The 23,863-nt window shown below is 74.5% G+C and carries 25 protein-coding genes; 12 read left to right on the top strand and 13 right to left on the bottom strand.

Features of this window, described 5'->3' with window-relative positions; translation table 11 throughout:
• Window position 1: 1 nt before the first annotated feature.
• Window positions 2-778 (bottom strand): isoprenyl transferase, encoded by a 777-nt coding sequence (locus ACFT5B_RS09770; protein WP_386797809.1) that lies wholly within the window; start codon window positions 776-778, stop codon window positions 2-4.
• Window positions 779-969: 191 nt separating this feature from the next.
• Between ACFT5B_RS09770 and ACFT5B_RS09775 the strand changes: the two genes are divergently transcribed.
• Window positions 970-1,701 carry a hemolysin III family protein gene (locus tag ACFT5B_RS09775; RefSeq protein WP_386797810.1) on the top strand — a complete coding sequence of 244 codons (732 nt, stop codon included), beginning with the start codon at window positions 970-972 and terminating at the stop codon, window positions 1,699-1,701.
• Window positions 1,702-1,708: 7 nt separating this feature from the next.
• Here ACFT5B_RS09775 and ACFT5B_RS09780 read toward each other — a convergent pair whose 3' ends face one another.
• From ACFT5B_RS09780 to mca, 3 genes are read right to left on the bottom strand one after another with little or no spacing between them, the layout of a single operon-like run.
• Window positions 1,709-2,608 carry a nitrilase-related carbon-nitrogen hydrolase gene (locus tag ACFT5B_RS09780; protein ID WP_386797811.1) on the bottom strand — a complete coding sequence of 300 codons (900 nt, stop codon included), beginning with the start codon at window positions 2,606-2,608 and terminating at the stop codon, window positions 1,709-1,711.
• Between the two features lies 1 nt (window position 2,609).
• Window positions 2,610-2,981, bottom strand: a complete 372-nt coding sequence (locus ACFT5B_RS09785) for a hypothetical protein (RefSeq protein ID WP_386797812.1) — start codon at window positions 2,979-2,981, stop codon at window positions 2,610-2,612.
• The gene (mca, locus tag ACFT5B_RS09790; RefSeq protein ID WP_386797869.1) at window positions 2,978-3,877 is read right to left on the bottom strand and encodes a mycothiol conjugate amidase Mca; all 900 of its coding nucleotides are present in this window, start codon (window positions 3,875-3,877) and stop codon (window positions 2,978-2,980) included. Before mca ends, ACFT5B_RS09785 begins: the two co-directional genes overlap by 4 nt.
• A gap of 158 nt (window positions 3,878-4,035) precedes the next feature.
• Here mca and ACFT5B_RS09795 point away from each other — a divergent pair, with 158 nt between their 5' ends.
• From ACFT5B_RS09795 to ACFT5B_RS09810, 4 genes are all read left to right on the top strand, one after another.
• The gene (locus ACFT5B_RS09795) at window positions 4,036-4,437 is read left to right on the top strand and encodes a DUF4307 domain-containing protein (RefSeq protein ID WP_386797813.1); all 402 of its coding nucleotides are present in this window, start codon (window positions 4,036-4,038) and stop codon (window positions 4,435-4,437) included.
• 275 nt (window positions 4,438-4,712) lie between these two features.
• A complete protein-coding gene (gene greA / locus ACFT5B_RS09800; RefSeq protein WP_386797814.1) occupies window positions 4,713-5,195 on the top strand; it encodes a transcription elongation factor GreA in 483 nt (160 codons plus the stop codon).
• 190 nt (window positions 5,196-5,385) lie between these two features.
• On the top strand, window positions 5,386-7,233 hold the full coding sequence (locus ACFT5B_RS09805; protein ID WP_386797815.1) for an MFS transporter: 1,848 nt from the start codon (window positions 5,386-5,388) through the stop codon (window positions 7,231-7,233).
• Window positions 7,230-7,667: a MarR family winged helix-turn-helix transcriptional regulator gene (locus ACFT5B_RS09810; RefSeq protein ID WP_386797816.1), complete on the top strand. Its 438-nt coding sequence runs from the start codon at window positions 7,230-7,232 to the stop codon at window positions 7,665-7,667. Before ACFT5B_RS09805 ends, ACFT5B_RS09810 begins: the two co-directional genes overlap by 4 nt.
• 49 nt (window positions 7,668-7,716) lie before the next feature.
• On the opposite strand, the gene ilvA is transcribed toward ACFT5B_RS09810, so the two are convergent.
• From ilvA to ACFT5B_RS09840, 6 genes are all read right to left on the bottom strand, one after another.
• Entirely contained in the window at window positions 7,717-8,961 is a 1,245-nt protein-coding gene (gene ilvA / locus ACFT5B_RS09815) for a threonine ammonia-lyase (protein WP_386797817.1), read from the bottom strand.
• Window positions 8,958-10,232, bottom strand: coding sequence for an AI-2E family transporter (locus tag ACFT5B_RS09820; protein WP_386797818.1), 1,275 nt, complete (start codon window positions 10,230-10,232; stop codon window positions 8,958-8,960). Before ACFT5B_RS09820 ends, ilvA begins: the two co-directional genes overlap by 4 nt.
• Before the next feature lie 91 nt (window positions 10,233-10,323).
• The gene (locus ACFT5B_RS09825; protein ID WP_386797819.1) at window positions 10,324-10,677 is read right to left on the bottom strand and encodes a hypothetical protein; all 354 of its coding nucleotides are present in this window, start codon (window positions 10,675-10,677) and stop codon (window positions 10,324-10,326) included.
• 94 nt (window positions 10,678-10,771) lie between these two features.
• The gene (locus ACFT5B_RS09830; RefSeq protein ID WP_386797820.1) at window positions 10,772-12,487 is read right to left on the bottom strand and encodes an alpha/beta hydrolase; all 1,716 of its coding nucleotides are present in this window, start codon (window positions 12,485-12,487) and stop codon (window positions 10,772-10,774) included.
• 147 nt (window positions 12,488-12,634) lie between these two features.
• Entirely contained in the window at window positions 12,635-13,393 is a 759-nt protein-coding gene (locus ACFT5B_RS09835) for a HEAT repeat domain-containing protein (RefSeq protein WP_386797821.1), read from the bottom strand.
• A gap of 55 nt (window positions 13,394-13,448) precedes the next feature.
• Window positions 13,449-14,291, bottom strand: a complete 843-nt coding sequence (locus tag ACFT5B_RS09840) for a LysR substrate-binding domain-containing protein (RefSeq protein WP_386797822.1) — start codon at window positions 14,289-14,291, stop codon at window positions 13,449-13,451.
• 79 nt (window positions 14,292-14,370) lie between these two features.
• On the opposite strand from ACFT5B_RS09840, the gene ACFT5B_RS09845 reads away from it, so the two are divergent.
• A complete protein-coding gene (locus ACFT5B_RS09845) occupies window positions 14,371-14,763 on the top strand; it encodes a DUF5997 family protein (protein WP_386797823.1) in 393 nt (130 codons plus the stop codon).
• 31 nt (window positions 14,764-14,794) lie between these two features.
• On the opposite strand, the gene ACFT5B_RS09850 is transcribed toward ACFT5B_RS09845, so the two are convergent.
• Window positions 14,795-15,088 carry a SelT/SelW/SelH family protein gene (locus ACFT5B_RS09850; protein ID WP_386797870.1) on the bottom strand — a complete coding sequence of 98 codons (294 nt, stop codon included), beginning with the start codon at window positions 15,086-15,088 and terminating at the stop codon, window positions 14,795-14,797.
• Window positions 15,089-15,192: 104 nt separating this feature from the next.
• Window positions 15,193-16,443: an aminotransferase class I/II-fold pyridoxal phosphate-dependent enzyme gene (locus ACFT5B_RS09855; RefSeq protein WP_386797824.1), complete on the bottom strand. Its 1,251-nt coding sequence runs from the start codon at window positions 16,441-16,443 to the stop codon at window positions 15,193-15,195.
• A gap of 93 nt (window positions 16,444-16,536) precedes the next feature.
• Between ACFT5B_RS09855 and ACFT5B_RS09860 the strand changes: the two genes are divergently transcribed.
• On the top strand, window positions 16,537-17,268 hold the full coding sequence (locus ACFT5B_RS09860) for a hypothetical protein (RefSeq protein WP_386797825.1): 732 nt from the start codon (window positions 16,537-16,539) through the stop codon (window positions 17,266-17,268).
• On the opposite strand, the gene ACFT5B_RS09865 is transcribed toward ACFT5B_RS09860, so the two are convergent.
• Window positions 17,231-18,637 carry a cystathionine beta-synthase gene (locus ACFT5B_RS09865; protein WP_386797826.1) on the bottom strand — a complete coding sequence of 469 codons (1,407 nt, stop codon included), beginning with the start codon at window positions 18,635-18,637 and terminating at the stop codon, window positions 17,231-17,233. The genes ACFT5B_RS09860 and ACFT5B_RS09865 overlap by 38 nt on opposite strands.
• Window positions 18,638-18,791: 154 nt before the next feature.
• Here ACFT5B_RS09865 and ACFT5B_RS09870 point away from each other — a divergent pair, with 154 nt between their 5' ends.
• The 5 genes from ACFT5B_RS09870 (at window position 18,792) to ACFT5B_RS09890 (ending at window position 23,833) form a co-directional block, all read left to right on the top strand.
• The gene (locus tag ACFT5B_RS09870) at window positions 18,792-20,858 is read left to right on the top strand and encodes a glycoside hydrolase family 15 protein (RefSeq protein WP_386797827.1); all 2,067 of its coding nucleotides are present in this window, start codon (window positions 18,792-18,794) and stop codon (window positions 20,856-20,858) included.
• 551 nt (window positions 20,859-21,409) lie between these two features.
• Window positions 21,410-22,318: an alpha/beta fold hydrolase gene (locus tag ACFT5B_RS09875; RefSeq protein WP_386797828.1), complete on the top strand. Its 909-nt coding sequence runs from the start codon at window positions 21,410-21,412 to the stop codon at window positions 22,316-22,318.
• Window positions 22,319-22,343: 25 nt separating this feature from the next.
• Window positions 22,344-22,919, top strand: a complete 576-nt coding sequence (locus tag ACFT5B_RS09880; protein WP_386797829.1) for a TetR-like C-terminal domain-containing protein — start codon at window positions 22,344-22,346, stop codon at window positions 22,917-22,919.
• Window positions 22,920-22,984: 65 nt separating this feature from the next.
• Window positions 22,985-23,380 (top strand): VOC family protein, encoded by a 396-nt coding sequence (locus ACFT5B_RS09885; RefSeq protein ID WP_386797830.1) that lies wholly within the window; start codon window positions 22,985-22,987, stop codon window positions 23,378-23,380.
• A 9-nt stretch (window positions 23,381-23,389) separates the two neighbouring features.
• Window positions 23,390-23,833 carry a VOC family protein gene (locus tag ACFT5B_RS09890; protein WP_386797831.1) on the top strand — a complete coding sequence of 148 codons (444 nt, stop codon included), beginning with the start codon at window positions 23,390-23,392 and terminating at the stop codon, window positions 23,831-23,833.
• The last annotated feature ends 30 nt before the right edge of the window (window positions 23,834-23,863 follow it).

Here is a 23,863-nt window from a genome sequence, read left to right on the forward strand (position 1 = left end):
GCTACTTCCCGAGCCGGCGCTCGCGCGTCGAGTACGCGCGCAGCGCGCGCAGGTAGTCGACGCGGCGGAAGTCGGGCCAGTACGCCTCGCAGAAGTAGAACTCCGACTGCGCCGACTGCCACAGCAGGAAGCCGGACAGCCGCTGCTCCCCCGACGTGCGGATGAGGAGCTCGGGGTCGGGCTGGCCCTTGGTGTACAGGTGGGCCTGGATGTGCTCGACGTCCAGGTCGTCGGCGACCTCGACGAGCGTCGCCCCCTCGGCCGCGCGGGTGCGCAGCAGGTCCCGCACGGCGTCGGCGATCTCGTGCCGCCCGCCGTAGCCGATCGCGACGTTGACCTGCAGACCGCCGTCGACGTGCGCCGTGCGGGCTACCGCCTCACGCAGCGCGTCGGCCGTGCTCGCGGGCAGCAGGTCGAGGCGGCCCATGACCCGCAGACGCCACCGGCCCGTGCGCTCGCCCGTGTCGGCGAGCTCCTGGACGGCGTCGTTGATGATGTCGAGGAGGTCCTGCAGCTCGCTCGCGGGGCGGCCCAGGTTGTCGGTGGACAGCATCCACAGCGTGACGACCTCGATGCCGAGCTCCTCCGACCAGCCGAGGAACTCCTCGATCTTGTCGGCCCCGCGCCGGTGGCCGGTCGCAGCGGGCTCGCCGAACGACCGCGCCCAGCGCCGGTTGCCGTCGAGGATGACGCCGACGTGCCGGGGCACGCTGCCGGCGGGCAGCGACCGCGCGAGACGCCGTTCGTAGACCCCGTACAGCACGTTCGGCAGCCGCACGGGCCCTCCTCGCCGGTCGTCCGGGACCTGCGGGAGGCCCGGGTCGCATGTCGCTCACACCCGGGTGACACGGTACCCGAGGCAACACGCCCTCCCGTGCCGCTGGACCGCCTACGGAACCGTAACTTACGATGGCGTAGGTTGACCGCACCGGTCCGCCGTCCGAGCGCCGCCCGACCCCAGGAGGCCCTGTGGCCCACCACGTCGACCCCGTCCGCGCGTCAGCCGTCCCCCTCCGCCTCGACGCGGTGACCGAGGCCGTGTCCGACGCCGCCGGCAACGTCGCGCGGATCGTCAAGCCCCGCCTGCGCGGCTGGATCCACGCGGGCGCGTTCCCGCTCGTGCTCGCCGTGTCGATCGTCGTCGTGTGCCTCGCCCCCGCGGGCGCCCCGCGCTGGTCGTGCGCCGTCTTCGGGCTGAGCGCGTGCCTCCTGTTCGGCACCTCGGCGGTGTACCACCGCGGCACGTGGTCGCCGCGCGTGACCGCAGCGCTGCGCCGCGCCGACCACTCGAACATCTTTCTCATCATCGCCGGCACCTACACGCCGCTGGCCGTGATGCTGCTGCCGCACGGCACCGCCGTCATGCTCCTCTGGATCGTGTGGTCCGGTGCCGTGCTCGGCCTGCTGGCACGGGTCTTCTGGCTGAGCGCACCGCGCTGGGTGTACGTGCCGATCTACGTGGCGCTCGGCTGGGTCGCGGTCGGGTTCTTCCCGCAGTTCTGGCGGACCGGCGGGCCGGCGGTCGTGTGGCTCGTCGCCGCCGGCGGGCTCGCGTACACGCTCGGGGCCGTCGTCTACGGCACCAAGCGCCCGAACCCCAGCCCCCGCTGGTTCGGCTTCCACGAGGTCTTCCACGCGCTGACCGTCGTGGGGTTCGCGTGCCACGCCACCGCGATCACGATCGTCGCCGTCGCCGCCTGACGACCGTTCAGCGCGGGACGACGACGTAGCGCCGGTTCACCAGGGACGGGTTCGCCGCGCGGACCTCGCCCAGGCACCGGGGGTCGAGCTCCACGGTCACGCACCCGGGCTCCTCGCCGAGCTCGGCCAGGACGGCGCCATCGGGCCCGACGACCAGCGAACGCCCCAGCACGCCCGGCCCGCACTGCCCTACCCCGACGACGAACGTCGTGTTCTCGATCGCACGTGCGCGCAGCAGCGTGCGCCAGTGGTCGCCCTTGAGCTCGCGCTCGGCGGCGCGCCCCGCGCTCGACGGCGCCGCCCAGGCGGCCGGGACGAGGAGGACGTCGGCGCCCGCGTCGACGAGGCGGCGCGCCGACTCGGGGAAGCGCAGGTCGTAGCACGTGAGGACCCCGGCGAACAGGCCGGGCGACCGGGTCGTGCTGTCGGGAGCCCACGCCGTCCGGTCGAGGACGAGCGGCGGCGCGGCGGGGGCCCCCGCCTCCAGCCGGTCGGACTCCCGCTGCCCGAACGCGTCGTAGAGGTGCACCTTGCGGTACGCGCCGACGAGCGCGCCGTCCGACCCGACCCCGACGACGACGTTCACGGCCCGGGCGGGGTCCGCGCCCGGCACGGTGGTCCCGGCGACGATCGCCACGCCCGTGTCGCGCGCCGTGGCCCGCAGTCCCTCGACGAACCGCCCGTCGAGCGGCTCCGCCAGCTCGGGGTAGGGGCCGTGCGGGTCGAACGCGGACGCGTACTCGGGGAGCACGACGACGTGCGCGCCGTCGTCGGCGGCGTGGTGCACCGCCTCGCGCGCTCGCGCGAGGTTCGTGGCGCCGTCGCGCGTGGAGGCGACCTGCGCGAGCGTCAGCCGGAGCGCGACGGGCGCGGGCCGGTCCTCCGGCGCGGCAGGGACCTCGGGCACGTCAGGAGCCGTCGCGCGGGCCGTCCGCGGCGTCGCCGGGTGCCCCCGGGTCGGAGCCGCTGCGCCGCCCGGACGCGTCGGGACCTCGCCACCCCTCGGGGTTCTGCGCGGTCGCGATGCCCGACGCCGGGCGGTCGTGCTCCGGCTCGAGCTCGCCGTCCTCGACCTTGCGTGCGTAGTTGCGGTTCATCCGCCGGAGCTGGCGCGCCATGAGCAGGCCGATCGCGATGCACGCGAGCGCCAGCAGCACCGACACCACGAAGAACGCGAAGCTGTCCTTGCCGCCGCCGCCCGTGGTCTCGAGGTCGTTGTCCGGCGCCGGCGTCACCGCCGCAGCGACGCGCCACGCCACCTCGACGACGTGCCCGGTCATGCTCGCTCCCCCGTCGTCGTGGCGGTGGCGCCCTCGCCGGTGCCCACCAGGTCGCGCACGCCGGCGAACAGGTCGTCCTCGGGCAGCGTCGTCGGGACGCGGGACTCCGCGAGCTCGTACTCCTCCCACGGCCAGACGTCGGCCTCGAGGTCACGGGGCACCTGGAAGAAGAAGCCCTCGGGGTCGATCTGGCTCGCATGGGCGACGAGCGCGGCGTCACGCTGGGGGAAGTACGCGGACACCTGGATGCGCGTCGTCACCGGGCGCTCGGGGATCTCGCGCGCGGCCCGCGACTCGATCCAGTCGCCGAACGGCGACACCAGCCCGAGGCCCTCCATGGCCTCGTGGACGGTGCGCATGCGCGCGAGCGAGAAGTCGTGGTTGTAGTACAGCTTGAAGACCTCCCACGGCGCGCCCGCGCCCGGGTAGCACGACGGGTCGCCGGCCTTCCGGAAGGCCTCGAACGCGACCTTGTGGCACATGATGTGGTCGGGGTGCGGGTAGCCGCCGCTCGGGTCGTACGTCGTCATGACGTGCGGCCGGAACTCCCGGACCAGCTCGACGAGGGGCCGCGCCGCGACGTCGAGCGGCTGCAGCCCGAACGAGCCCTCCGGGAGCGGCGGGAGCGGGTCGCCCTCGGGCAGGCCCGAGTCGACGAAGCCCAGCCACTGCTGCCGCACGCCCAGCGCCTCGCGGGCGCGCGCCATCTCGGAGCGGCGCAGTTCGCGCATGCCCTCGAGCGTCGTCGGGCCGGGGCCGAAGGACGGGTTGAGCACGTCGCCGCGCTCGCCACCGGTGCAGCTCACGACGAGGACGTCGACGCCCTCGGCCGCGTAGCGGGCGGTGGTCGCGGCGCCCTTGCTGGACTCGTCGTCGGGGTGGGCGTGCACGGCCATGAGGCGCAGGCGCTCGGGGGCGCCACCGCTCTCGGGTGCGACGGACACGTGCGGCTCCAAAGGACGGCGGGCTCCCGACGACGCGCCGGGGCCCGGGCAGGCTGGCGGGACGGACCCACCTGGGAACACCGTCGAGGATAGTCGGAGACAATGGGTCCATGACCGCCACCACGCTCCCCCCGGGACGGTACGGCCCTGCGCCAGCCCGGCGCGGACGACGCCGGACCGTCACCATCGTCGTGCTGTCCGTCGTGGCGGCCGCCGCGGTCGCGGTGCTCGTGTGGTTCGGGCTCGCCAAGAGCACCGGGGTGACCGTCGAGACGTACGGCTACTCGGTGAAGGACGCTCAGAGCGTGTCCGTCACCTTCAGCGTGACGACCAAGCCCGGCACGCCCGTGGTGTGCACGCTCGAGGCCCTCAACGACGCGCACGCGCAGGTGGGGAGCAAGGACGTGAGGATTCCCACCGCTGACCAGCAGGTCATGCGGTACACCGCGACGGTCGCGACGGCGGAGCGCGCCGTGACCGGTGTGGCCGACTCCTGCCGCGTCGCCGGCTGACCCGGCGCCCCGCACGAGCGCCAGTGCGGGGTGGCGCGCCGCTCGCGCCGACACCCCGCGAACCGGAGATCCGGTCCAGCGGCGTCCGATTTGATATCCTTGGCAATTCAGCGCGTGCCGCTCACGTCGGCGCCCGTGCCGCGACCGTCCGGTCTCCCGAGCTCTCGCTCCGGTCCCGGGTCGCCCGCGGTCACGAGCCGGCAGAGCTGCACGCGTGATTCTCATCACCTCGCGGAGACCCCGCGACGACACGCTCTCGCAGGAAGGAGCGAACCGTGACCGACACCTCCGTCACCTGGCTGACCCAGGAGGCCCACGACAGGCTCCAGGCCGAGCTCGAGCGCCTCTCCGGCCCCGGGCGCACCGAGATCGCGGAGCGCATCGCCGCCGCGCGCGACGAGGGCGACCTCAAGGAGAACGGCGGCTACCACGCCGCGCGCGAGGAGCAGGCCAAGAACGAGGCCCGGATCCGCGAGCTCACCGAGAAGCTCCGCACCGCCCAGATCGGCACGCCGCCCGACGACGGCACCGTCGAGCCCGGCATGCTCGTCACCGCCAAGGTGGCGGGCGACGAGATGGTGTTCCTCCTCGGTTCGCGCGAGATCGCCGGCACCACCGACATCGACGTGTTCTCGCCGGGCTCCGCGCTCGGCGCCGCGATCAACGGCAAGTCCGTCGGCGACTCGACGAGCTACACCGCGCCCAACGGCAACGAGATCCCGGTCGAGATCGTCGACGCCAAGCCCTTCCAGGGCTGAGCACCAGCACCCGCACCACCCCGACGCCCGGCACCCTCCACGCGGAGGTGGCCGGGCGTCGTCGTGCGCGGGCCCCGTCTCCCCGTGCCGCCTCCGGTCCCGGAGGGGCGGGCGTAAACTGCTTGGCATATTGCAAGCACCTGGGGCGCTGCCGTGCCGCCGCGCCTCGTCGTCGCTCCCCCGGAGACTCGTGAACTCGCGCTCGCTCTTCCTGCCCAAGGACCACCCCCGCTACAAGTGGGTCGCGCTGTCCAACACCACGCTCGGCATGCTCATGGCGACCATCAACGCCTCGATCGTGCTGATCTCGCTTCCCGCGATCTTCAAGGGCATCGACCTCGACCCGCTCCAGGCGGGCAACGTCAGCTACCTGCTGTGGATCCTCATGGGCTACATGCTCGTGACGGCCGTGCTCGTGACGAGCTTCGGACGCCTCGGCGACATGTTCGGCCGCGTCCGGATCTACAACCTGGGCTTCGTCGTCTTCACGGTCGGCTCGATCGCGCTGTCGTTCGACCCGTTCCACGGCGGGCACGGCGCGATGTGGCTGATCGTGTGGCGCATCGTCCAGGGCGTGGGCGGCGCGATGCTCTTCGCGAACTCGACGGCGATCATCACCGACGCGTTCCCCGCGGACCGCCGCGGCATGGCCCTCGGCATCAACCAGGTCGCGGCGATCGCGGGATCGTTCATCGGTCTGCTCGTGGGCGGCCTGCTGGCGGTCGTGGACTGGCGCGCGGTGTTCTGGGTGAGCGTGCCGATCGGCATCATCGGGACGATCTGGTCGTACCGCTCGCTGCACGAGACCGGCCAGAAGAACCCCGGCCGCCTCGACTGGGCCGGGAACGTGACGTTCGCGCTGGGCCTGACCGCCCTGCTGACCGGCATCACCTACGGCATCCAGCCCTACGGCGGCCACCCGACCGGCTGGACCAACCCGTGGGTGCTCAGCGCGATCATCGGCGGCCTCGTGCTGCTGGTCGCCTTCGTGCTGGTCGAGCTCCGCGTGACGGCCCCGATGCTCGACATGCGCCTGTTCCGCATCCGCGCGTTCTCGATGGGCAACCTCGCCGGCCTGCTCGCGTCCATCGGCCGCGGCGGCCTCCAGTTCATGCTCATCATCTGGCTGCAGGGGATCTGGCTTCCCCGCCACGGCTTCAACTACGAGGACACCCCGCTCTGGGCCGGCATCTACCTCCTGCCGATCACCATCGGGTTCCTGCTCGCCGGCCCGCTGTCCGGGACGCTGTCCGACCGGTTCGGGGCGCGCGGCTTCGCGTCCGGCGGCCTGCTCCTCGTCGCGGCGACGTTCGTCGCGCTGATCTTCCTGCCGGTGAACTTCGAGTACTGGCAGTTCGCGATCATCACCCTGCTGTCCGGCATCGGCTCAGGCATGTTCGGTGCTCCGAACCGGTCCGCGATCATGAACGCCGTCCCGGCGAGCGAGCGCGGCGCAGCGTCGGGCGTGGCCGGCACCGTGCAGAACGCCGGCTCGTCGCTGTCGATCGGCGTGTTCTTCTCGCTCATGGTCGTGGGCCTCGCCTCGACCCTCCCCGACGCCCTGCGCACGGGCCTCACCGAGCACCACGTGCCGACGCAGGTCGCCGACCAGATCGCCCAGCTCCCGCCCGTCGGCAGCCTGTTCGCCGCGTTCCTCGGCTACAACCCGATCCAGTCGCTGCTCGGCTCCGACACGCTGTCCCAGCTCCCCCAGGCCGACCAGGACGCGCTCGTCGGCAAGGAGTTCTTCCCCCAGCTCATCTCGGACGCGTTCCACCACGGCCTCGTCGTCGTGTTCACCGTCGCCGCCGCCATGTCGCTCGTGGGCGCGGTCGCGTCCCTGTTCCGCGGCAAGCGCTACGTGCACGACGACGGCACCCGCGCGGCGGCCCCCGGCTCGCCCGACGCCGTGGTCGAGCCGGGCGGGGGTACAGCCGTCGCGGCGGCCGTCTCCCCCGCAGCGGAGGACGCCGCCGTCACCGCCGCCCGCTCCGGACTCGGCGACGGAGACCACCGCGTGGGAGGATCGCCCGCGTGAGCACCAGCCCCGACCCGGCGGACGTCGCCGGCCGCCTCGCGATCGTCGTCGGACGCGTCGCACGGCGCATCCGCCCGACCCACGGCGACCTGTCCGCCGGCCACTTCTCGACGCTGGCGACGATCGAGCGCCTCGGGCCGCAGCGCCCGAGCGACCTCGCACGCGTCGAACGGGTCGGCGCGCCCGCGATGACGCGCATCGTGGCCCTGCTGGAGTCCCGCGGCCTCCTCGAGCGCAGCGCCTCGCCCGACGACGCCCGGTCCGTCCTCCTGCACCTCACCGAGGACGGGAACCGCGTCGTCCAGGAGGTGCGCGACGAGCGTGCGGGGATCGTCGGCGAGCTGATCGCCGGTCTCGACGCGGACGAGCTGCGCGCGGTCGACGCGGCGCTCGAGCCGCTGCTCAAGGTGGCCCGCGCCGCGACCGAGCGCTGACCCGCCGCCCGACCCCTCCGCGCGGCCTACCTCGCGAAGCAGTCCGGGCTCACTCGCGGACGACCCGGTACCCGACCTCCCGCAGCCGCGACACGATGGCGTCGCAGTGCTCGGGCCCCTTGCTCTCGATCTGCATCGGCACCCACACGTCGTTGAGCCCGAGCCCCACGTCGGTGCGCGTGTGGTCGATGTGCATGATGTTCCCCCCGAGCCCCGCGAGCTCACCGAGCAGGTTCGCCAGGGAACCGGGGCGGTCGTCGAGCATGACGCGCATCTTGAGGTAGCGCCCCGCGGCCACCATGCCGTGGCGGATGACGCGCAGCAGCACGAGCGGGTCGATGTTGCCGCCCGACAGCACCGCGACGACGGGCCCCTCGAACGGCAGCTCGCCCCCGGCGGCGCCTGCGGCGAGCAGCGCCGCGACGCCCGCGGCGCCCGCCGGCTCGACGACGAGCTTCGAGCGCTCCGCGACCAGGAGCAGCGCGTGCGACAGGTCCTCCTCCGAGACCTCGCGCACCTCGACGCCGAGCTGCTGCAGGACCGCGAACGGCACGTCGCCGGGCCGTCCGACGGCGATCCCGTCCGCCATGGTCGGCTTCACGGGCACCGACACCGGGTGACCGGCACGCAGCGACTCGCCGAACGCCGGGACCCGCTGCGTCTGCACCGCGACGACCCGCACCTGCGGCGCGACCTCGGCCAGCACCGTCGCGACCCCGGCCACGAGCCCGCCGCCACCCGCGGGGACCAGCACCGTGCGCACGTCGGGCACCTGCTCGAGCAGCTCGAGGGCGAGCGTGCCCTGCCCGGCGACGACGTCCGCGTGGTCGAACGGGTGGATGAGGACGGCGCCGGTGCGCTCGGACTCCGCACGAGCCTCGAGGAGCGCCTCGTCCACGGACGCCCCGACGAGCCTGACCTCCGCCCCGTAGTCGCGGGTCGCGGCGATCTTCGGGAGGGCGGCGTCGACAGGCATGTACACGACGGCGCGCAGCCCGAGCAGGCGCGCCGCGAGTGCCACGCCCTGCGCGTGGTTGCCGGCGCTCGCGGCGACGACGCCGCGCGCCTTCTCGTCCTCGGTCAGGCGCGCCATGCGCACGTAGGCGCCGCGGACCTTGAACGAGCCGGCGCGCTGCAGGTTCTCGGCCTTGAGCAGCACGGGCAGCCCCGCGGCGTCGGACAGCGCACGTGACGCGAGGACGGGGGTGCGGCGCACGACGCCGTCGAGCAGCGCGGCGGCCGCCCGGACGTCGTCGAGCGTGACGGGCGCGGGCGCGTCGGGCGCGGCCGTCATGACGCGGTCGCCCCGCCGCCCGCGGCCGGGCCGCCCGCCGCGTCGCCGCGGTCCGGCCCGTCGGCGCCGCCGATGGGGAGGTCGCGCTCGGCGCGCGCGACCATGGGCGGGACGCGACCGGCATCGACGTCGTCGGCGGCGGTGTCGCGCCCGCGGATGGTCAGGTGGTCGTCCGTGCCGAGCTCGGGGAACTTGTCGTGGCCGTGCAGGTACAGGGTCACGGTGTTGAGGACCGCGACCAGCGGCACCGCGAACAGCGCGCCGACGATCCCGCCGACGAACGACGCCGCCGCGACGGACAGCAGCACGGCGACCGGGTGCAGGGACACGGCGTGGCCCATGAGGAACGGCTGGAGCACGTGGCCCTCGATCTGCTGCACGAGGAGCACGACGCCGAGCATGACGAGCGCGGACACCCAGCCGTTCGCGACCAGCGCCACCGCGACCGCCACCGCGCCGGTGACGACCGCGCCGACGATCGGCACGAACGAGCCGACGAAGACGAGGATCGCGAGCGGGAGCGCCAGCGGCACCCGCAGGATGAAGGCGCCGAGCCCGATGCCGACGGCGTCGACGAGCGCCACGAGGATCTGGGTGCGCGTGTAGGCGGCGAGCGTGACGATCCCGCGCCGGCCGGCCTGGTGCACGCGGTCCCGCGAGCGGGCCGGCAGGAGGCCGACGACCCAGCCCCAGATGCTCCGGCCGTCGTGCAGGAAGAAGAACGTGCAGAACAGGGCGATCAGCGTGCCTGCGGCCACGTGGCCGACCGTCACCGCCGCGCCCAGCGCGCCCGACACCCACGTGCTCGTGTTCGACGACAGCGACTTCGTCAGGGTGTTGACGTAGCGGGTGATGTCCTGGGCGTCGAGGTTCAGGGGGCCCGTGCGGAGCCAGTCCATGAACTGGTCGAAGCCCTCCTGCGCCTGGTCCTTGAGGTCCGCGAACCCCGACGCGATCGACCCGCCCGCGGCGGCGACGAGCGCGAGGACCACGACGACGAGCCCGATCAGCGCGGCCGCGCAGGCGAGCGCGCGCGAGAACCGTAGGCGGGTCTCGAAGAAGCGCACCACGGGCGTGAGAAGGACCGTGAGCATGAGCGCGATCGCGACCGGCACGACGATCGTCTTGAAGACGACCGCCAGGTACCCGATGACGATCAGCGCGCCCGTGATCGCGAGGAGCCTCCACGACCAGGACGCGGCGGCCCGGACCGACGGCGGCACGGTCCCGGACGCGTCGGGCGCGGGCGGAGGGGCAGGGGTGGCGCTCACGGGATCACCCTACGGCCCGTGGAGGGGCCCGCACGGCGGCCGGTACACGTGCCGACACGCGGTGGTCGGCCCCCTCGACCCAGGGCGCTGATCAGCCCCGGCCGAGCAGGTCCCGGCGCGCGGTGGCGTGCTCGTCGGCGGTGATGAGACCGCGGCGAGCCAGCTCGTCGAGCTCGGCGAGGCGGGCCTCCAGCGTCCGGGCGGCCGTGGGGAGGTCGCCGCGCAGCGCGTGCGCCGTGAGTTCGCCCTCGGTCGAGAGCGGGTCGATCCCGGCCTTCCTCAGACGCACCGCGCGGAGCACGGCGAGCACCACGATCAGAACGGCCGTCAGCACGATCACGACCAGGACGACGCTGAAGATCGCGTCGTAGGCGGACGGCAGCAGCGGGTTCTGCCCTCCGTCGACCGCGTCGTCGAGGTCACCGAGTTCGTCGAGCACCAGCATCCGCGTCTCCCCTGCCCGCCGGCCGGCCGGCTCCCTGCGCCGGGCGTGGCGGCACCGGTCGTGCGCGCACGCTAGCACGCGGCGGCGCCGCAGGTCAGAAGCGTGGTTCGCGCTGCTGGACGACGCGCTGCAGGAAGGCGGTGTCGCCCGTCGTCCACCCCTCGGGGGCGTCGAGCGCGGCGAAACCCTGCGCGTACTCGAGCTCGAACTGGTGGCCCGTGCCCATCGGGACGTCGCCGCCTGCGGCGAAGAACAGGTCGCCCGTGAGCTGCTCGAACGTCACGACGGGGAACCAGCGCGTCGCGTCCACGACACCCGTGCCTCGCGGTTCGGACAGCCAGTCCGGCCGGTCCCAGATCGTGTCGGGCGACCACCAGGTCACGCCGTCGGAGGCATGCTGCGCGTAGACGACCCGGGGCGAAGACCACGGCCCCGCCTGGGCGAGCGGGTCGCCGTCGCTGCCGGCCGGCCCGGTGAGGAACCGGACCTCCCGGCCACCGTCGACGACGGGCGCCACCTCGGGCGTCCCGGCCTCGCGGCCGTCAGTCACGTCACGCCACATCGGAGCGAAGCTCGGCGTCCCGACGAACAGCGCGCCGTCGGTGCGGCTCGCGACGTCCTGCGGGCCGCTGAACGCCGCCTGCATCCCGAACGAGCCGAGCGAGATGCCCGCGACCTCGAGCTTCGGCCGGTGGTCGGCAGGCAGCTCGGACCAGCGGGCGAACACCGCGTCGAACAGGGCGCGGCCGGCCTCGGCGGGGTGCTCGCGGTCGCCGATGAAGCTGAGCCAGCTCGGCAGGTTGGAGTACTGCATGGCCGCGATCGCGGTGTCGCCGCCGTGCAGGAGCTCGAACGAGTCGGCCATGCTCCAGTCGACCCAGCCCGAGCCGGTCGTCGTGACGACGAGGAGGTACTGCCGGTCCCACGCGTGGGTGCGGTCGAGCTCGGCGACGACGTGCGCGGCGGTGTCCGCGACGTCGTCGTCCATGCCCGCGTACACGCGGATCGGCTCGCGGACCGCGCTCGGGTCGATTCCCGTCCTCGACGGGAGGGCACCCTCGAACGCGGCGAGCTGGGTGGTCGTGGGGCCGCCTGTCACGAAGCGCCGGCCCTCGCGGCCGAGGTCGTCCCAGGACTCGAGCGAGGACGGCGAGCCCGACCGCTCGGCCGCCGTCGGCTGGTCGACGCCCGCGTCGTAGGACGCGTTGGCCGCCGCGAACGACGCGTTGAGCGCGCTCAGCACGCCGTCCCAGATGACGCCCGAGAAGATGCCCCACGCGAGAGCCCCCACGACGACGACCGCGACCGCTCGCGCGATCGTCGCGGGCACCACCCGGGCCACCAGGCGCGCGAGCCGACGGGTCACGTTCCGCAGCCAGCGGGCGAGCGCGAGGAGCGGAACCGCGACCACGACCGCCAGGAACGGGACGAGCACGTAGCCCCACGGCGACGTCGCGGGCATCCCGAGCGCGGCGCGCACGTCCTGGTCCCAGCGCGCCCCCGCGACGACGCTCACCACGACCGCGACCGGCGCGAGCACGACGAGGACGCGGCGGACCGGACGTCGTGCGGGCGCGAGCTTGTCGCGCACGTCGAGCGACCGCACGAGCCAGCCGAGCACCGCGCCGATGCCGTACCCGGAGAGCGCCGCGATGCCTGTGAGGACGCCCTGCACGACGCCGCCGCGCGGGATCAGGCTGGGCGTCTGCGCGACGCACGCGAACAGGAGCGCCACCGCGGACGCGACCGTCCCCAGGCGGGACGGGTACGCGCGCGCCCACCGACCGACGCGCCACACGAGCGCCCCCACGACCACCTCCGGGTCTCCCGCCCGACGACGCGCCGGGCCGCGCGGAACGTACCACGCAGGTCCCGCGCCCGCCCGGCTCGCCACGTCCCCCCGACCGTGACGCCCCGTCCACCGACGGTGACGCTGCGTCACCGCGGCGGGCCGCGCTCACTCGATCGCGCGCTCCGCGGCGACGAGCACGCGCTGCAGGCGCGCCTTGCGGAGGTTGGTGCGCACGACCCAGTCGAGGTCGCGGTCGTCGGCGGCGGGCGGCCCGAGCTCCTCGAAGACGGGCAGCCCCGCCTCGGGCGCCCCCGCGACCACGACGCTCCAGCAGTACCCGAGCGCCTGGCGCAGCGTCCGCACCGCGGGCTCCCGACGGCGGTCGGCCGGGACCGCGGCGAGGAGCCCCGTCGCTTCCCGGCACGCGTCGATCGCGGCCCGCGCGGTCGCGGGATCGCTCAGCAGGCGTGGCTCGCAGATCCCGGCGACGGCGGCGCGTGCGACGAGCGGGTCGGGCCCGGGCGCCCAGGCCGCGACCACGTCCCGCAGGCGCCGAGGGTCCGCGTCGCCGAGCCGCTGCAGAGCCATCGCGACCGCCTCGCGCTCGCGCCAGCTCTCCGAGACCGCGGCGCCCCGCAGCGCGGCGACGAGCGACCGGGCGGTCGAGCCCCCGTCGGGCGCCTCGACGAGCAGGCGCCCCAGCCCGACGACGCCGCACACGCGCTCGTACTCGTCGTCCGAGCGGGCGAGCTCGCGCGCGAGCGACCCCGGCGCGACGTCGGCGAACGCCGCCACGAGCTCCAGGTTGGCCCGGGGCCCCGGCAGGCCCGAGCGCTCGGCGAGGTAGCCGCGCACGGCTGCCGCGCCGTCGTCGGCGGCGAGGAGCGCGGTCAGGTCGGTGCGGTACGCGTCGCGCCGTGCCATGCACCCACTCTCCCCCGCTCGTGCCGCGCGGCCCAGGTCCGTCGCGGCGCGTCGCTCAGCGCGGCTTGCGCCTCGAGGTGCCCGGACGCCGCCCGGCGGGCTTGCCGCCCCGGCCGCGCGCCGCCCCGCGAGCGCCGCCGCCCGCACGCGCACCGCCGGCCGCACCGCCCTGCTGCCGCTTGTCGGGACGAGCCTTCGGCGCCGGCTCCTCCGCCTCGCGGCGCCCGCGCGACGAGTTGGCCGTGCGCCCCCGGACGATCCCGACGAAGTCGTCGACGTCGTCGGTCGACCGGTCCACCGGCCAGGCGAGCGCGACGGGGGCCGAGGGCGCGCCGTCGAGCAGCCGGTAGGTGAGGTCCTTGCGGTGGTGCAGCCGTGCGAGCGACTGCGGCACGACGAGCACCCCGATCCCGGCCGCCACCAGCTCGACCGCGAGGCCGGTCGTCGTCGGCTGCTCGAAGGGACGCCGCCCGGGGACGACGCCGCCCGGCCAGTCGAGCGCGTCGTCGGCGGGCTGGAGCAGGACCTCGTCCGCGAGGTCGTCGAGCCGGACGCGCTCACCCTCCTCGAGCGCCGCGAGCAGGTGGTCCTTCGCCACGACGACGACCGCGACCTCCTCGTAGAGCGCGATCACGTGCAGGCCGTCGCGCTCGGTCGGCAGACGCAGGAGCGCGGCGTCGACCGCGCCGCCACGCAACAGGTCGGCGGCGTCGTCCGCGGGGACGGGAACGAGGTCGAGCGGGAGGTCGGGACGTCGGTCCGCCCAGGTCCGGGCCCACTTGCCGGGCGTCGCACCCGGGACGTAGCCGAGCCGGAACGACGGGGGCGCGTCGCCGTCGTCGGGCGCACCGTCGTCCTGGCGCGCCCCGGCCACGTCGTCCTGCTGCTGGTCGTCCACGTGACCAGGCTATCGACCGCCGCCCGCCGGGACGCGGCGCGCCACCGCCGGGATCGCCGCGGCTCGGTACGCTTGCGGCATGAGCTCCAGCCCCGCCGCGCGCCCGTCGTCTCACCGCATGAAGCCCGCGACCGCGGCCAAGAAGCTCGGGATCTACCTGCCGGCCACGCCGGAGGAGTTCCAGCACGGCGCGATCACCCGTGACGAGCTCACCGAGCTCGAGCGGAACCCGCCGGCCTGGCTCGAGACGCTGCGCCGCGAGGGCCCGCACCCGCGGCCGGTCGTCGCGGGTCGCCTGGGTGTCTCGATCGCGGGCCTCGCCCGCGGCGGCATCACCGAGCCCCTCACGACCGCCGACATCGACGAGCTCCGTGCCGACCCGCCGCTGTGGCTCGTCGCCGAGCGCGAGACGCACCGCAAGGTGCTCGAGGAGGAGGAGCGGATCGCGGCGCGCCAGCGCGGCGAGAGCTGAGCCTCCCCCGCCCCGACGACGTCACGCCGGGTCAGCCCTCCGGCGCGCCTTCTGCGCGCCTCGCCGCGCGGTCGGTGTGACCCAGCGCGAGGTCGGGGGCCACGACGTCGCGCAGCCTCGCCTTGAGCTGAGGCAGCTCCGGGAACGCGCCCTCCAGGGCCCGGTCCCAGACCACCTGCTCGGCGGCGCCGTCGTCGGGCGTGCCGGAACCCGGGCGCACCGTCACGCGGAACACCCCGCCCGTGCCGGGGACGAGCGCGACCTCGCCGAGCCGGGTGCCGAACGTCGTGAGCAGCTCCTGCGCGACCCAGGACGCCCTGAGCATCCAGCGGCACTGCGTGCAGTACTCCACCGCGACCGACGGCAACCTGTCAGAAGCTGGCGGCACTGGGGTGCCGTCAGCTTCTGACAGCTCGGGGGGCGGGGCCGTCACGCGAGGGCCTGGTCGAGGTCGGCGAGCAGGTCGGCCGCGTCCTCGATGCCCACGGAGACGCGCACGAGGTCGGCGGGGACCTCGAGCGCGGACCCGGCGACGGAGGCGTGCGTCATGCGGCCCGGGTGCTCGATGAGCGACTCGACCCCGCCGAGCGACTCCGCGAGCGTGAAGACGCGCGTCCGCCCGACCACGTCGAGCGCGGCCGACTCCGAGCCGACCCGGAACGACACCATGCCGCCGAACCCGCGCATCTGGCGGGCGGCGAGCTCGTGGCCCGGGTGCGACGCGAGCCCCGGGTAGAGGACCTCCGTGACGCGGGGGTGCTCGTCGAGGAACGTGGCGACGGCGGCCGCGTTCGCGGTGTGCCGGTCCATCCGGACGGCGAGCGTCTTGAGCCCGCGGAGCGTGAGCCACGCGTCGAACGGCCCGGCCACCGCGCCCGAGGCGTTCTGGTGGAACCGCACCGCGTCCGCGAGGGACGTGCCGCCGTCCGGCGCCTGCCGCCCGCCGGGGAGCGCGACCGGCGCCTCCGCGGCGCCCCCGTGCCCGACGCGCGGCCCCACGACGAGCGCTCCCCCGACGACGTCGCTGTGCCCTCCCACGTACTTCGTGGTCGAGTGCACGACGACGTCCGCACCGAGCGCGAGCGGGTTCTGGAGGTAGGGCGTGGCGAAGGTGTTGTCGACGACGAGCAGCGCGTCGGCGTCGTGCGCGACCTCCGCGAGCGCCGCGATGTCGCTGATCCCGAGCAGCGGGTTCGTGGGCGTCTCGACCCAGATCGCGCGGGTGCGCCCGGGCTGGACGGCGGCCCGGACGGCGTCGAGGTCCGCGAGATCGGCGGCGGTGTGCTCGACTCCCCACGCGCCGAAGACTCGGGCGACGAGCCGGTACGTCCCGCCGTAGGCGTCGTCGGGGATGACGACGTGGTCGCCGGGGCGCAGCGCGGCGCGCAGCAGCGCGTCCTCCGCGGCGAGGCCGGACGCGAACGCGAAGCCCGCGGTCCCTCCCTCCGCCGCGGCGAGCGCCGTCTCGAGCGCGGTCCGCGTCGGGTTGGCGGAGCGCGAGTACTCGTAGCCGCCGCGCAGCCCGCCGACGCCGTCCTGCTTGTAGGTGGAGGTCGCGTAGATCGGCGGGACGACGGCGCCCGTCGTGGGGTCCGGGTCCTGTCCCGCATGGATGGCACGGGTCGCGAAGCCGGCACCGGACCAGTCGTGGTGTGCGCCGGGGCTCGTCTCGGGGGTCATCGGTCCAGGCTATCGACGCCGGGCGCGCCGTGGGCGGCCCGTGCGGAACGGGCACCCTTGCCAACCTAGGCTATTGCTATTAGCTTTACGGCTATGATCACTCACTACGCCGCCTCCTCGACCGACCCCTCCGTCGCGCGGCCGTCCGGTCCGCCGCCGGTCGCCACGACACGTCCCGCCTCGAGCCGCCGCGCCGCGGCGACCGCGCTCGGCGCCCTCGGAGCGCTCGTCGTCCTGTTCCCCGCGCTCCGCCCCTGGCCGAGCGAGGCCGTCGCGACGCCCGAGCTGGCGCGAGCCATGGCGTCCGACCGGTGGATCGTCGCGCACCTCTGCGGCGCGGCCGCGATCGCCCTCTGGCCGTACGCCGCCGCGCTCGTCACGCGCCTCCTGCCCGCCGGGCGTGCCGCCCGTGCCGCGGTGGTCACGGGCGGCGCCGGCGCGGCGCTCGTCCTGCCCTACTTCGGCGCCGAGATCTTCGCGATCCACGAGCTCGCCGGGCGCGCGACGACCACGTGGGACCCGGCCTTCCTCGACGCGATCGACGACATCCGCCTGCAGCCCGTCGCCGCGACGATGTTCGCGTCCGGGCTGCTGCTGCTCGCGGTCTCGGGCGTGCTGCTCGCCGTCGCGTGGTGGCGCGCGCAGGACGGCGCGGCCCGCTGGGCGGCCGTGCCCCTCGCCGCCGCGCTCGTCCTGTTCCTGCCCCAGTTCTTCGCGGGCGAGCCCGTCCGGGTCGCGCACGGCGTCCTCGCGGGGCTCGCCGCGTGGCTGCTCGCCGCCGCCGTCGTCAGGACCCCAGGAACCCCAGCAGGTCGTGCCGTGTGAGCACCCCCACGGGCTTGCCGTCGTCGACGACCATGACGGCGTCGTCGTGCTCGAGCGCCGCGCGCAGCGACTCGACGCTCTCGCCGCTGCCCACGAGGGGCAGCGGCGGGCCCATGTGGGTCTCCACGCGGTCCGCGAGGGACGCGTGGCCCGCGAAGACGACGTCGAGCAGGTCGCGCTCGGTCACGGCGCCCGCGACCTCGCCCAGCACCACGGGCGGCTCCGCCGAGACGACGGGCATCTGCGAGACGCCGTACTCGCGCAGGATGTCGATCGCGTCGCGCACGGTCTCGTGCGGGTGGGTGTGGACGAGCGCCGGCATCTCGCCGCTCTTGCCCCGCAGCACCTCGCCCACGGTCACGCCCGACGCCGCCGGGAGGAACCCGTACGACCGCATCCACGCGTCGTCGAACACCTTGGACAGGTAGCCACGGCCGCCGTCGGGCAGCAGCACGACGATCACCGCGCGCTTCGCCGCCTCGGGGTCCTCGCGCTGGAGCCGCTCCGCGACGCGCAACGCCGCGACGACCGCCATGCCGGACGACCCGCCGACGAGCAGCGCCTCCTCGTGCGCGAGGCGCCGCGTCAGCTCGAACGACTCGGCGTCGGAGACCGCGATCACCTCGTGCGGCACCGCCGGGTCGTAGGCCGACGGCCAGAAGTCCTCCCCCACGCCCTCGACGAGGTACGGCCGGCCCGTCCCGCCCGAGTACACCGAGCCCTCGGGGTCGGCGCCGACCACGCGGACCTCCCCGCCGTCGGCCGCGTCGCGGGACGCCGAGACCTCCCGCAGGTACCGGCCCGTCCCCGTGATCGTGCCGCCCGTCCCGACACCGGCCACGAAGTGCGTGACGCGGCCGTCCGTGTCGGCCCAGATCTCCGGGCCGGTCGAGGCGTAGTGCGACGCCGGGCCGTTCGGGTTGGAGTACTGGTCCGGCTTGTAGGCGCCGGGGATCTCCCGCACCAGCCGGTCGGACACCGAGTAGTACGAGTCCGGGGAGTCGGGGGCCACCGACGTCGGCGTCACGACCACCTCCGCGCCGTACGCGCGCAGGACGTCGCGCTTGTCCTGCGAGACCTTGTCCGGGCAGACGAACACGCAGCGGTAGCCCTTGCGCTGCGCGACGAGCGCCAGGCCCACGCCGGTGTTGCCGCTCGTCGGCTCGACGATGGTCCCGCCGGGCCGCAGCGCGCCCGACTCCTCCGCGGCCTCGATGATCCTGAGCGCGATCCGGTCCTTGACCGAGCCCCCCGGGTTCACGTACTCGACCTTCGCGAGGATCGTCGCGTCGAGTCCTTCCGTCAGGTGCGTCAGCCGGACGAGGGGGGTGTTCCCGACCAGCTCGGACACGTGCTCCACGTAGCGCATGGCCCCACGCTAGCCGCGCCGCGAGCCGGTGACCGGACGACGGGGCCGAGCACCGGAGGCCCGCTGCGGGGCCCGGGTGAGGACGACGTCAGGAGGAGGTGAACGGGGACGCCGGAACTGGCGTCGGGCAGGCCCGAAGGAGCACGCTGGCGTCATGAGCTCCACCCCCGACGCACCCGACACCCCCGGGGACACGACCCCGAAGCACCTGAGCACGCTCGAGCCGACCTCGACCGCGGCCCCCGCCGACACGGCGCGGCCGCCGGCGAACGTCCCGGCGCACGGGCTGCACCTCGAGGCGAGCGACCAGCCCTACCGCCCCGTCCGGGACGGGCGCAGCCCCTTCCCGTCGATCGCCGACTACGCGTTCCTCTCGGACTGCGAGGCCAACGCCCTGGTCGCGCCGAGCGGCGCCGTCGAGTGGATGTGCGTGCCGCGGCCCGACTCACCCAGCATCTTCTCGTCCGTGCTCGACCGCGGCACGGGCTCGTTCCGCGTCGGCCCCTACGGGGTCGGGGTCCCCGTCGCGCGGCGCTACCTACCCGGCACGCTCGTCCTCGAGACGACGTGGCAGACGACGACCGGCTGGCTCGTCGTGCGGGACGCGATGGTCATGGGGCCCTGGCACAACGTCGCCGAACGCTCGCAGACCCACCGCCGCACCCCCACCGACCACGACGCCGAGCACATCCTGCTCCGCACCGTCATCTGCGTGAACGGCACCGTCGAGCTCGACGTGGTGTGCGAGCCGATGCCCGACTACGGACGCCGCGCCTGCCAGTGGGAGTACGAGGGCGACGGCTACAACCGTCTCGTCGCACGCCGCGGAGACGGGCCCAACCCCGACCTGCACATCACGAGCAGCCTGCGCCTCGGCGTCGAGGACCGCCGCGTCCAGGCGCGCACCCGTCTGCGCGCCGGCGAGCACGCGTACGTCGCGATGTCGTGGTCCGGGCTCCCCGCGCCGTCGGACTGGGAGGAGGCCCTGCGCGCCATGCAGCGCACCGAGCGGTACTGGCGCGAGTGGCTCACCCAGGGCGTGTTCCCCGACCACCCGTGGCGCTCGTACCTGCAGCAGTCCGCGCTGACCCTCAAGGGCCTCACCTACGCCCCGACGGGCGCGCTGCTGGCCGCGGCGACGACGTCCCTGCCCGAGACCCCCGGCGGCGAACGCAACTGGGACTACCGGTACGCGTGGATCCGCGACTCGACGTTCGCCCTCTGGGGCCTCTACACCCTCGGCTTCGACCGGGAGGCCAACGACTTCTTCGCGTTCGTGCACGACGTGTGCCGCGACGACCAGCCGCTCCAGGTGATGTACGGCGTCGGCGGCGAGCACCGGCTCGACGAGCACGAGCTCGACCACCTCCACGGGTACGAAGGGGCCCGGCCGGTGCGCGTCGGGAACGACGCCTACCTGCAGACCCAGCACGACGTGTGGGGCGCCGTCCTCGACTCGGTCTACCTGCACGCCAAGTCACGCGAACAGCTCCCCGAGTCCCTGTGGCCCGTCCTCAAGCAGCAGGTCGAAGAAGCCATCAAGCACTGGCACGAGCCCGACCACGGCATCTGGGAGGTCCGTGGCGCGCCCCAGCACTTCACGTCGTCCAAGCTGTTCTGCTGGGTCGCGCTCGACCGCGGCGCCCGCCTCGCCGAGCTCTACGACGAGCACGACTTCGCGTCCCAGTGGTCCAAGATCGCCGACGAGATCCACGCCGACATCTGCGCCCACGGCCTCGACGACCGCGGCGTGTTCACCCAGCACTACGGCACGACGGCGCTCGACGCCTCCCTGCTGCTCATGCCGCTGCTGCGCTTCCTCCCGCCCGACGACGAACGCGTCCGCAACACCGTCCTCGCGATCGCCGACGAGCTGACCGAAGAGGGCCTCGTCCTGCGGTACCGGACCGACGAGACCGACGACGGGCTCTCCGGCGAGGAGGGCACGTTCACGATCTGCTCGTTCTGGCTCGTGTCCGCGCTCGTCGAGATCGGCGAGGTCGACCGGGCCCGCGCCCTGTGCGAGCGGCTGCTGTCGTTCGCGAGCCCGCTCGGCCTCTACGCGGAGGAGATCGACACCCGCAACGGTCGGCACCTCGGCAACTTCCCGCAGGCGTTCACGCACCTGGCGCTCATCAACGCCGTGATGCACGTCGTCCGGGTCGAGGAGGCCGCGACCTCCCCGACCGGCTTCGCCGCGGCTCACCGCTCCGCGAGCTGACGCCGTTCGCCGAGCACGACGCCCGCGGGGTCGGGTGCGCGGGCGGGCGCCCGCTCGGCCGTCGTCCCGCGCGCCCGCCTGCGCGTCGAGCATGCGGTCAGCCCCGCGCGCGCCCGGTCCCCTTCTCCCGTGAGTGCGTACTCTTTGCGCGACACACCCGGCGAGTCGCGCAAAGAGTACGCACTCACCGAGAAGGGGGCCGGCCGAGCATGGGGATGCGCGCATGCTCGGCGCCGCGCGCGATGCCGTGTGCGCGACTCTCCGGGATCTGCTGCCCGGAGCCGAAGAGCCCCACACGATCCGGAGGCTCGCCGCCATCGGCCCACACGTCACCGTCGGCGAACCCAGCGTCACCCTCGGCGAACCCAGCGTCACCCTCGGCGAACCCAGCGTCACCCTCGGCGAACCCAGCGTCACCCTCGGCGAACCCAGCGTCACCGTCGGCGAACCCCGCCCGCCCCACCCGCCTCAACCAGAGCGACGTGTCCGACCACCAAGTCCGACCACCAGGAGGGTTGCGCACAAAGGCTAATGGGCATAGCTTTATGGCTATGAGCGACACATCCTCCACCGTCCAGCACCTCGACCGTCCTGAGGGGCGCATCGCCTACACCGTCACCGGCACGGGCCCGCTCGTCGTGGCGACGCCCGGCATGGGCGACCTCCGCTCGAGCTGGGACGACCAGGTCCCCGCACTCGTCGCGGCGGGCTATCGCGTCGCGGTCGCGGACCTGCGCGGCCACGGCGACTCGGACACGACGTTCCGCACCCACGGCGACGCGGCCACGGCGTCGGACGTCGTGGCGCTGGTCGAGCACCTGGCGGGCGAGCACCCCGCGGACGACGCCCGCGCCGTGCTGGTCGGGAGCTCGATGGGCGGGTCGGCGTCGATCGTCGCGGCGGCCGCGCGCCCCGAGCTCGTCCGTGGCCTGGTGCTCGTGAGCGCGATGGGCCGCGAGCACACGGACGGACTGAAGCGCACGGTCATGCACGGGGTGATGCGGACGCTGCTGGCACGCCCGTGGGGGGCGAGGGCGTGGGCGGGCTACTACACGAGCATCACCAAGGGTCGCCGCTCCGAGCGGTTCCCCGAGCACGTCGCGGCGGTCCGCGCGTCCCTGCAGGACCCGGCGCACCTGCGTTCCTTCCGCGACCTGGCGCTGCAGCTCGACCACCACGAGGTCGACGCCGCCGTCCGGACGCTCGCCGCGCACCCGGTCCCCACGGTCACGCTCGTCGGCGCGCTCGACCCCGACTTCCCCGACCCGGCCGCGGAGGCGGCGTGGCTGCGTTCGCAGCTCGGGGGGTCGGCGGCCGTCGTCCCGGACACCGGGCACTACGCGCAGCACCAGGCGCCCGAGGTCGTCACCGAGGCGATCCTCGGCCTCCTCCGCGAGCTCGACGCGCCGGCCGTCCAGAGCGCCCCGGCCGCCGCCGAGCGGAGCGAGCACCGTGCCTAGGGCGGGCCTGTCCCGGGACGCGGTCGTGGAGCACGCGCTCGCGCTCGTCGACGACGGCGGCACGACCGGGTTCGCGGACCTCACCCTCGCGCGGGTGGCGGCGCGGGCGGGGGTCGCGACGCCGAGCCTGTACAAGCACGTGGGGTCGCTCGATGACCTGCGCCGCGGGGTCGCGCTCGTCGCGGTCCGCGAGCTCGGGCGTGCGTGCGCGGCGGCAACGGTGGGGCGTAGCGGACCGGATGCGCTGCGGTCGCTCGCGCGGGCCATCCGCGGCTACGCCGTCGCGCACCCCGGCCGGTACGCGGCGACACAGGTCGCGCCGGACCCGTCCTCCGCGGACGACCTGGAGCTCTCGGCCGCGGGCGCCGACGTCGTCGCGATCGTGGCCGCGACCCTGCGCGGGTTCGACCTCGACGAGGCGCGCACGGTCGACGTCGTCCGGGCTGTCCGGTCCGGGGTCCACGGCTTCGTGTCCCTCGAGCTGGGCGGAGGCTTCGGCCTGCCCGACGACGTCGACGCGAGCTACGACGTCCTCGTCGAGATCCTCGTGGACGGCCTCGAGGGGCTGGCAGCGGCCGCGACCACGCCGGCTGCCTCGTAGCGAGGGCTGGCGAACGGCTGGGCGGTGTGGGAGAACGGGAGGGTCGCCCACCCCGGAGGAGCCCGATGTCCGCTCGGATCACGCTCGACAGCACCACCGTCAACGCCCCGGACGCGCTCGCGCTCGCGGAGTTCTACGCGGTCATCACCGGTGGGAGCGCCGCGGGCGACGCGCGCTGGGCCGCCGTCAGCGGGCCCGACGGGCGCATCGCGTTCCAGCAGGTGGAGGACCACCGCGCCCCCGACTGGCCCGCGGACTCGGTGCCCACCCAGCTGCACCTGGACTTCCACGTGGACGACCTCGAGGCCACCGCGGCGCGGGTCCTCGCGGCGGGAGCCACGCAGTTCGAGGCACAGCCCAACGCCGACCACTGCCTCGTGTTCGCCGATCCCGCCGGACACCCCTTCTGCCTGTCCACCTGGGCGCTCGACGAGCTCTTCGACGCCGTCCGCGGCGCCTAGGCCCGCCGGATGGACCAGCCCGTCCGGTGGGGCGTGACCGTCGACTGCGCGGACCCCCGCGTCGTGGCGCGGTTCTGGGCGCTCGCGCTCGGGTACCGTGAGCCGCCGCCGCCCGAGGGCCAGCCCACCTGGGACGCGTGGTTCGACGCGCACGGCGTCCCGCCGGACGAGCGCGACGACGCCACGTACCTGGCGGACCCGTCGGGCAGGCTCCCGACGCTGTCGTTCCTCAAGGTCCCCGAGCCCAAGACGACGAAGAACCGGCTCCACCTCGACGTCAAGGTCTCGGGCGGCCGCGACGTGCCGCAGGAGCGGCGCGAGGCGGCGATCCGCGCGAAGGTCGCGGAGCTCGTCGCCGCGGGGGGCCGGACGCTGCAGGAGTACACCGGGCCGAGGGGGCTCGACCACGTCGTCCTCGCGGACCCCGAGGGCAACGAGCTCTGTGTCGTCTGACGCGGCGGCACATTCGGGGCAGACTGGACG

The organism is Luteimicrobium sp. NPDC057192 (assembly GCF_042670205.1).
GTDB lineage: Bacteria > Actinomycetota > Actinomycetes > Actinomycetales > Cellulomonadaceae > Luteimicrobium.

What these genes read in the sequence shown, in the direction of transcription:
- ACFT5B_RS09785 (WP_386797812.1), bottom strand. Translation starts at nt 2,981, where the DNA reads ATGACCGGGCACGTCGTCGAGGTGGCGTGGCGCGTCGCTGCGGCGGTG.
- mca (WP_386797869.1), bottom strand. Translation starts at nt 3,877, where the DNA reads ATGGCCGTGCACGCCCACCCCGACGACGAGTCCAGCAAGGGCGCCGCG.
- ACFT5B_RS09795 (WP_386797813.1), top strand. Translation starts at nt 4,036, where the DNA reads ATGACCGCCACCACGCTCCCCCCGGGACGGTACGGCCCTGCGCCAGCC.
- ilvA (WP_386797817.1), bottom strand. Translation starts at nt 8,961, where the DNA reads ATGACGGCCGCGCCCGACGCGCCCGCGCCCGTCACGCTCGACGACGTC.
- ACFT5B_RS09825 (WP_386797819.1), bottom strand. Translation starts at nt 10,677, where the DNA reads ATGCTGGTGCTCGACGAACTCGGTGACCTCGACGACGCGGTCGACGGA.
- ACFT5B_RS09835 (WP_386797821.1), bottom strand. Translation starts at nt 13,393, where the DNA reads ATGGCACGGCGCGACGCGTACCGCACCGACCTGACCGCGCTCCTCGCC.
- ACFT5B_RS09845 (WP_386797823.1), top strand. Translation starts at nt 14,371, where the DNA reads ATGAGCTCCAGCCCCGCCGCGCGCCCGTCGTCTCACCGCATGAAGCCC.
- ACFT5B_RS09850 (WP_386797870.1), bottom strand. Translation starts at nt 15,088, where the DNA reads ATGCTCAGGGCGTCCTGGGTCGCGCAGGAGCTGCTCACGACGTTCGGC.
- ACFT5B_RS09855 (WP_386797824.1), bottom strand. Translation starts at nt 16,443, where the DNA reads ATGACCCCCGAGACGAGCCCCGGCGCACACCACGACTGGTCCGGTGCC.
- ACFT5B_RS09860 (WP_386797825.1), top strand. Translation starts at nt 16,537, where the DNA reads ATGATCACTCACTACGCCGCCTCCTCGACCGACCCCTCCGTCGCGCGG.
- ACFT5B_RS09865 (WP_386797826.1), bottom strand. Translation starts at nt 18,637, where the DNA reads ATGCGCTACGTGGAGCACGTGTCCGAGCTGGTCGGGAACACCCCCCTC.
- ACFT5B_RS09870 (WP_386797827.1), top strand. Translation starts at nt 18,792, where the DNA reads ATGAGCTCCACCCCCGACGCACCCGACACCCCCGGGGACACGACCCCG.
- ACFT5B_RS09875 (WP_386797828.1), top strand. Translation starts at nt 21,410, where the DNA reads ATGAGCGACACATCCTCCACCGTCCAGCACCTCGACCGTCCTGAGGGG.
- ACFT5B_RS09885 (WP_386797830.1), top strand. Translation starts at nt 22,985, where the DNA reads ATGTCCGCTCGGATCACGCTCGACAGCACCACCGTCAACGCCCCGGAC.
- ACFT5B_RS09890 (WP_386797831.1), top strand. Translation starts at nt 23,390, where the DNA reads ATGGACCAGCCCGTCCGGTGGGGCGTGACCGTCGACTGCGCGGACCCC.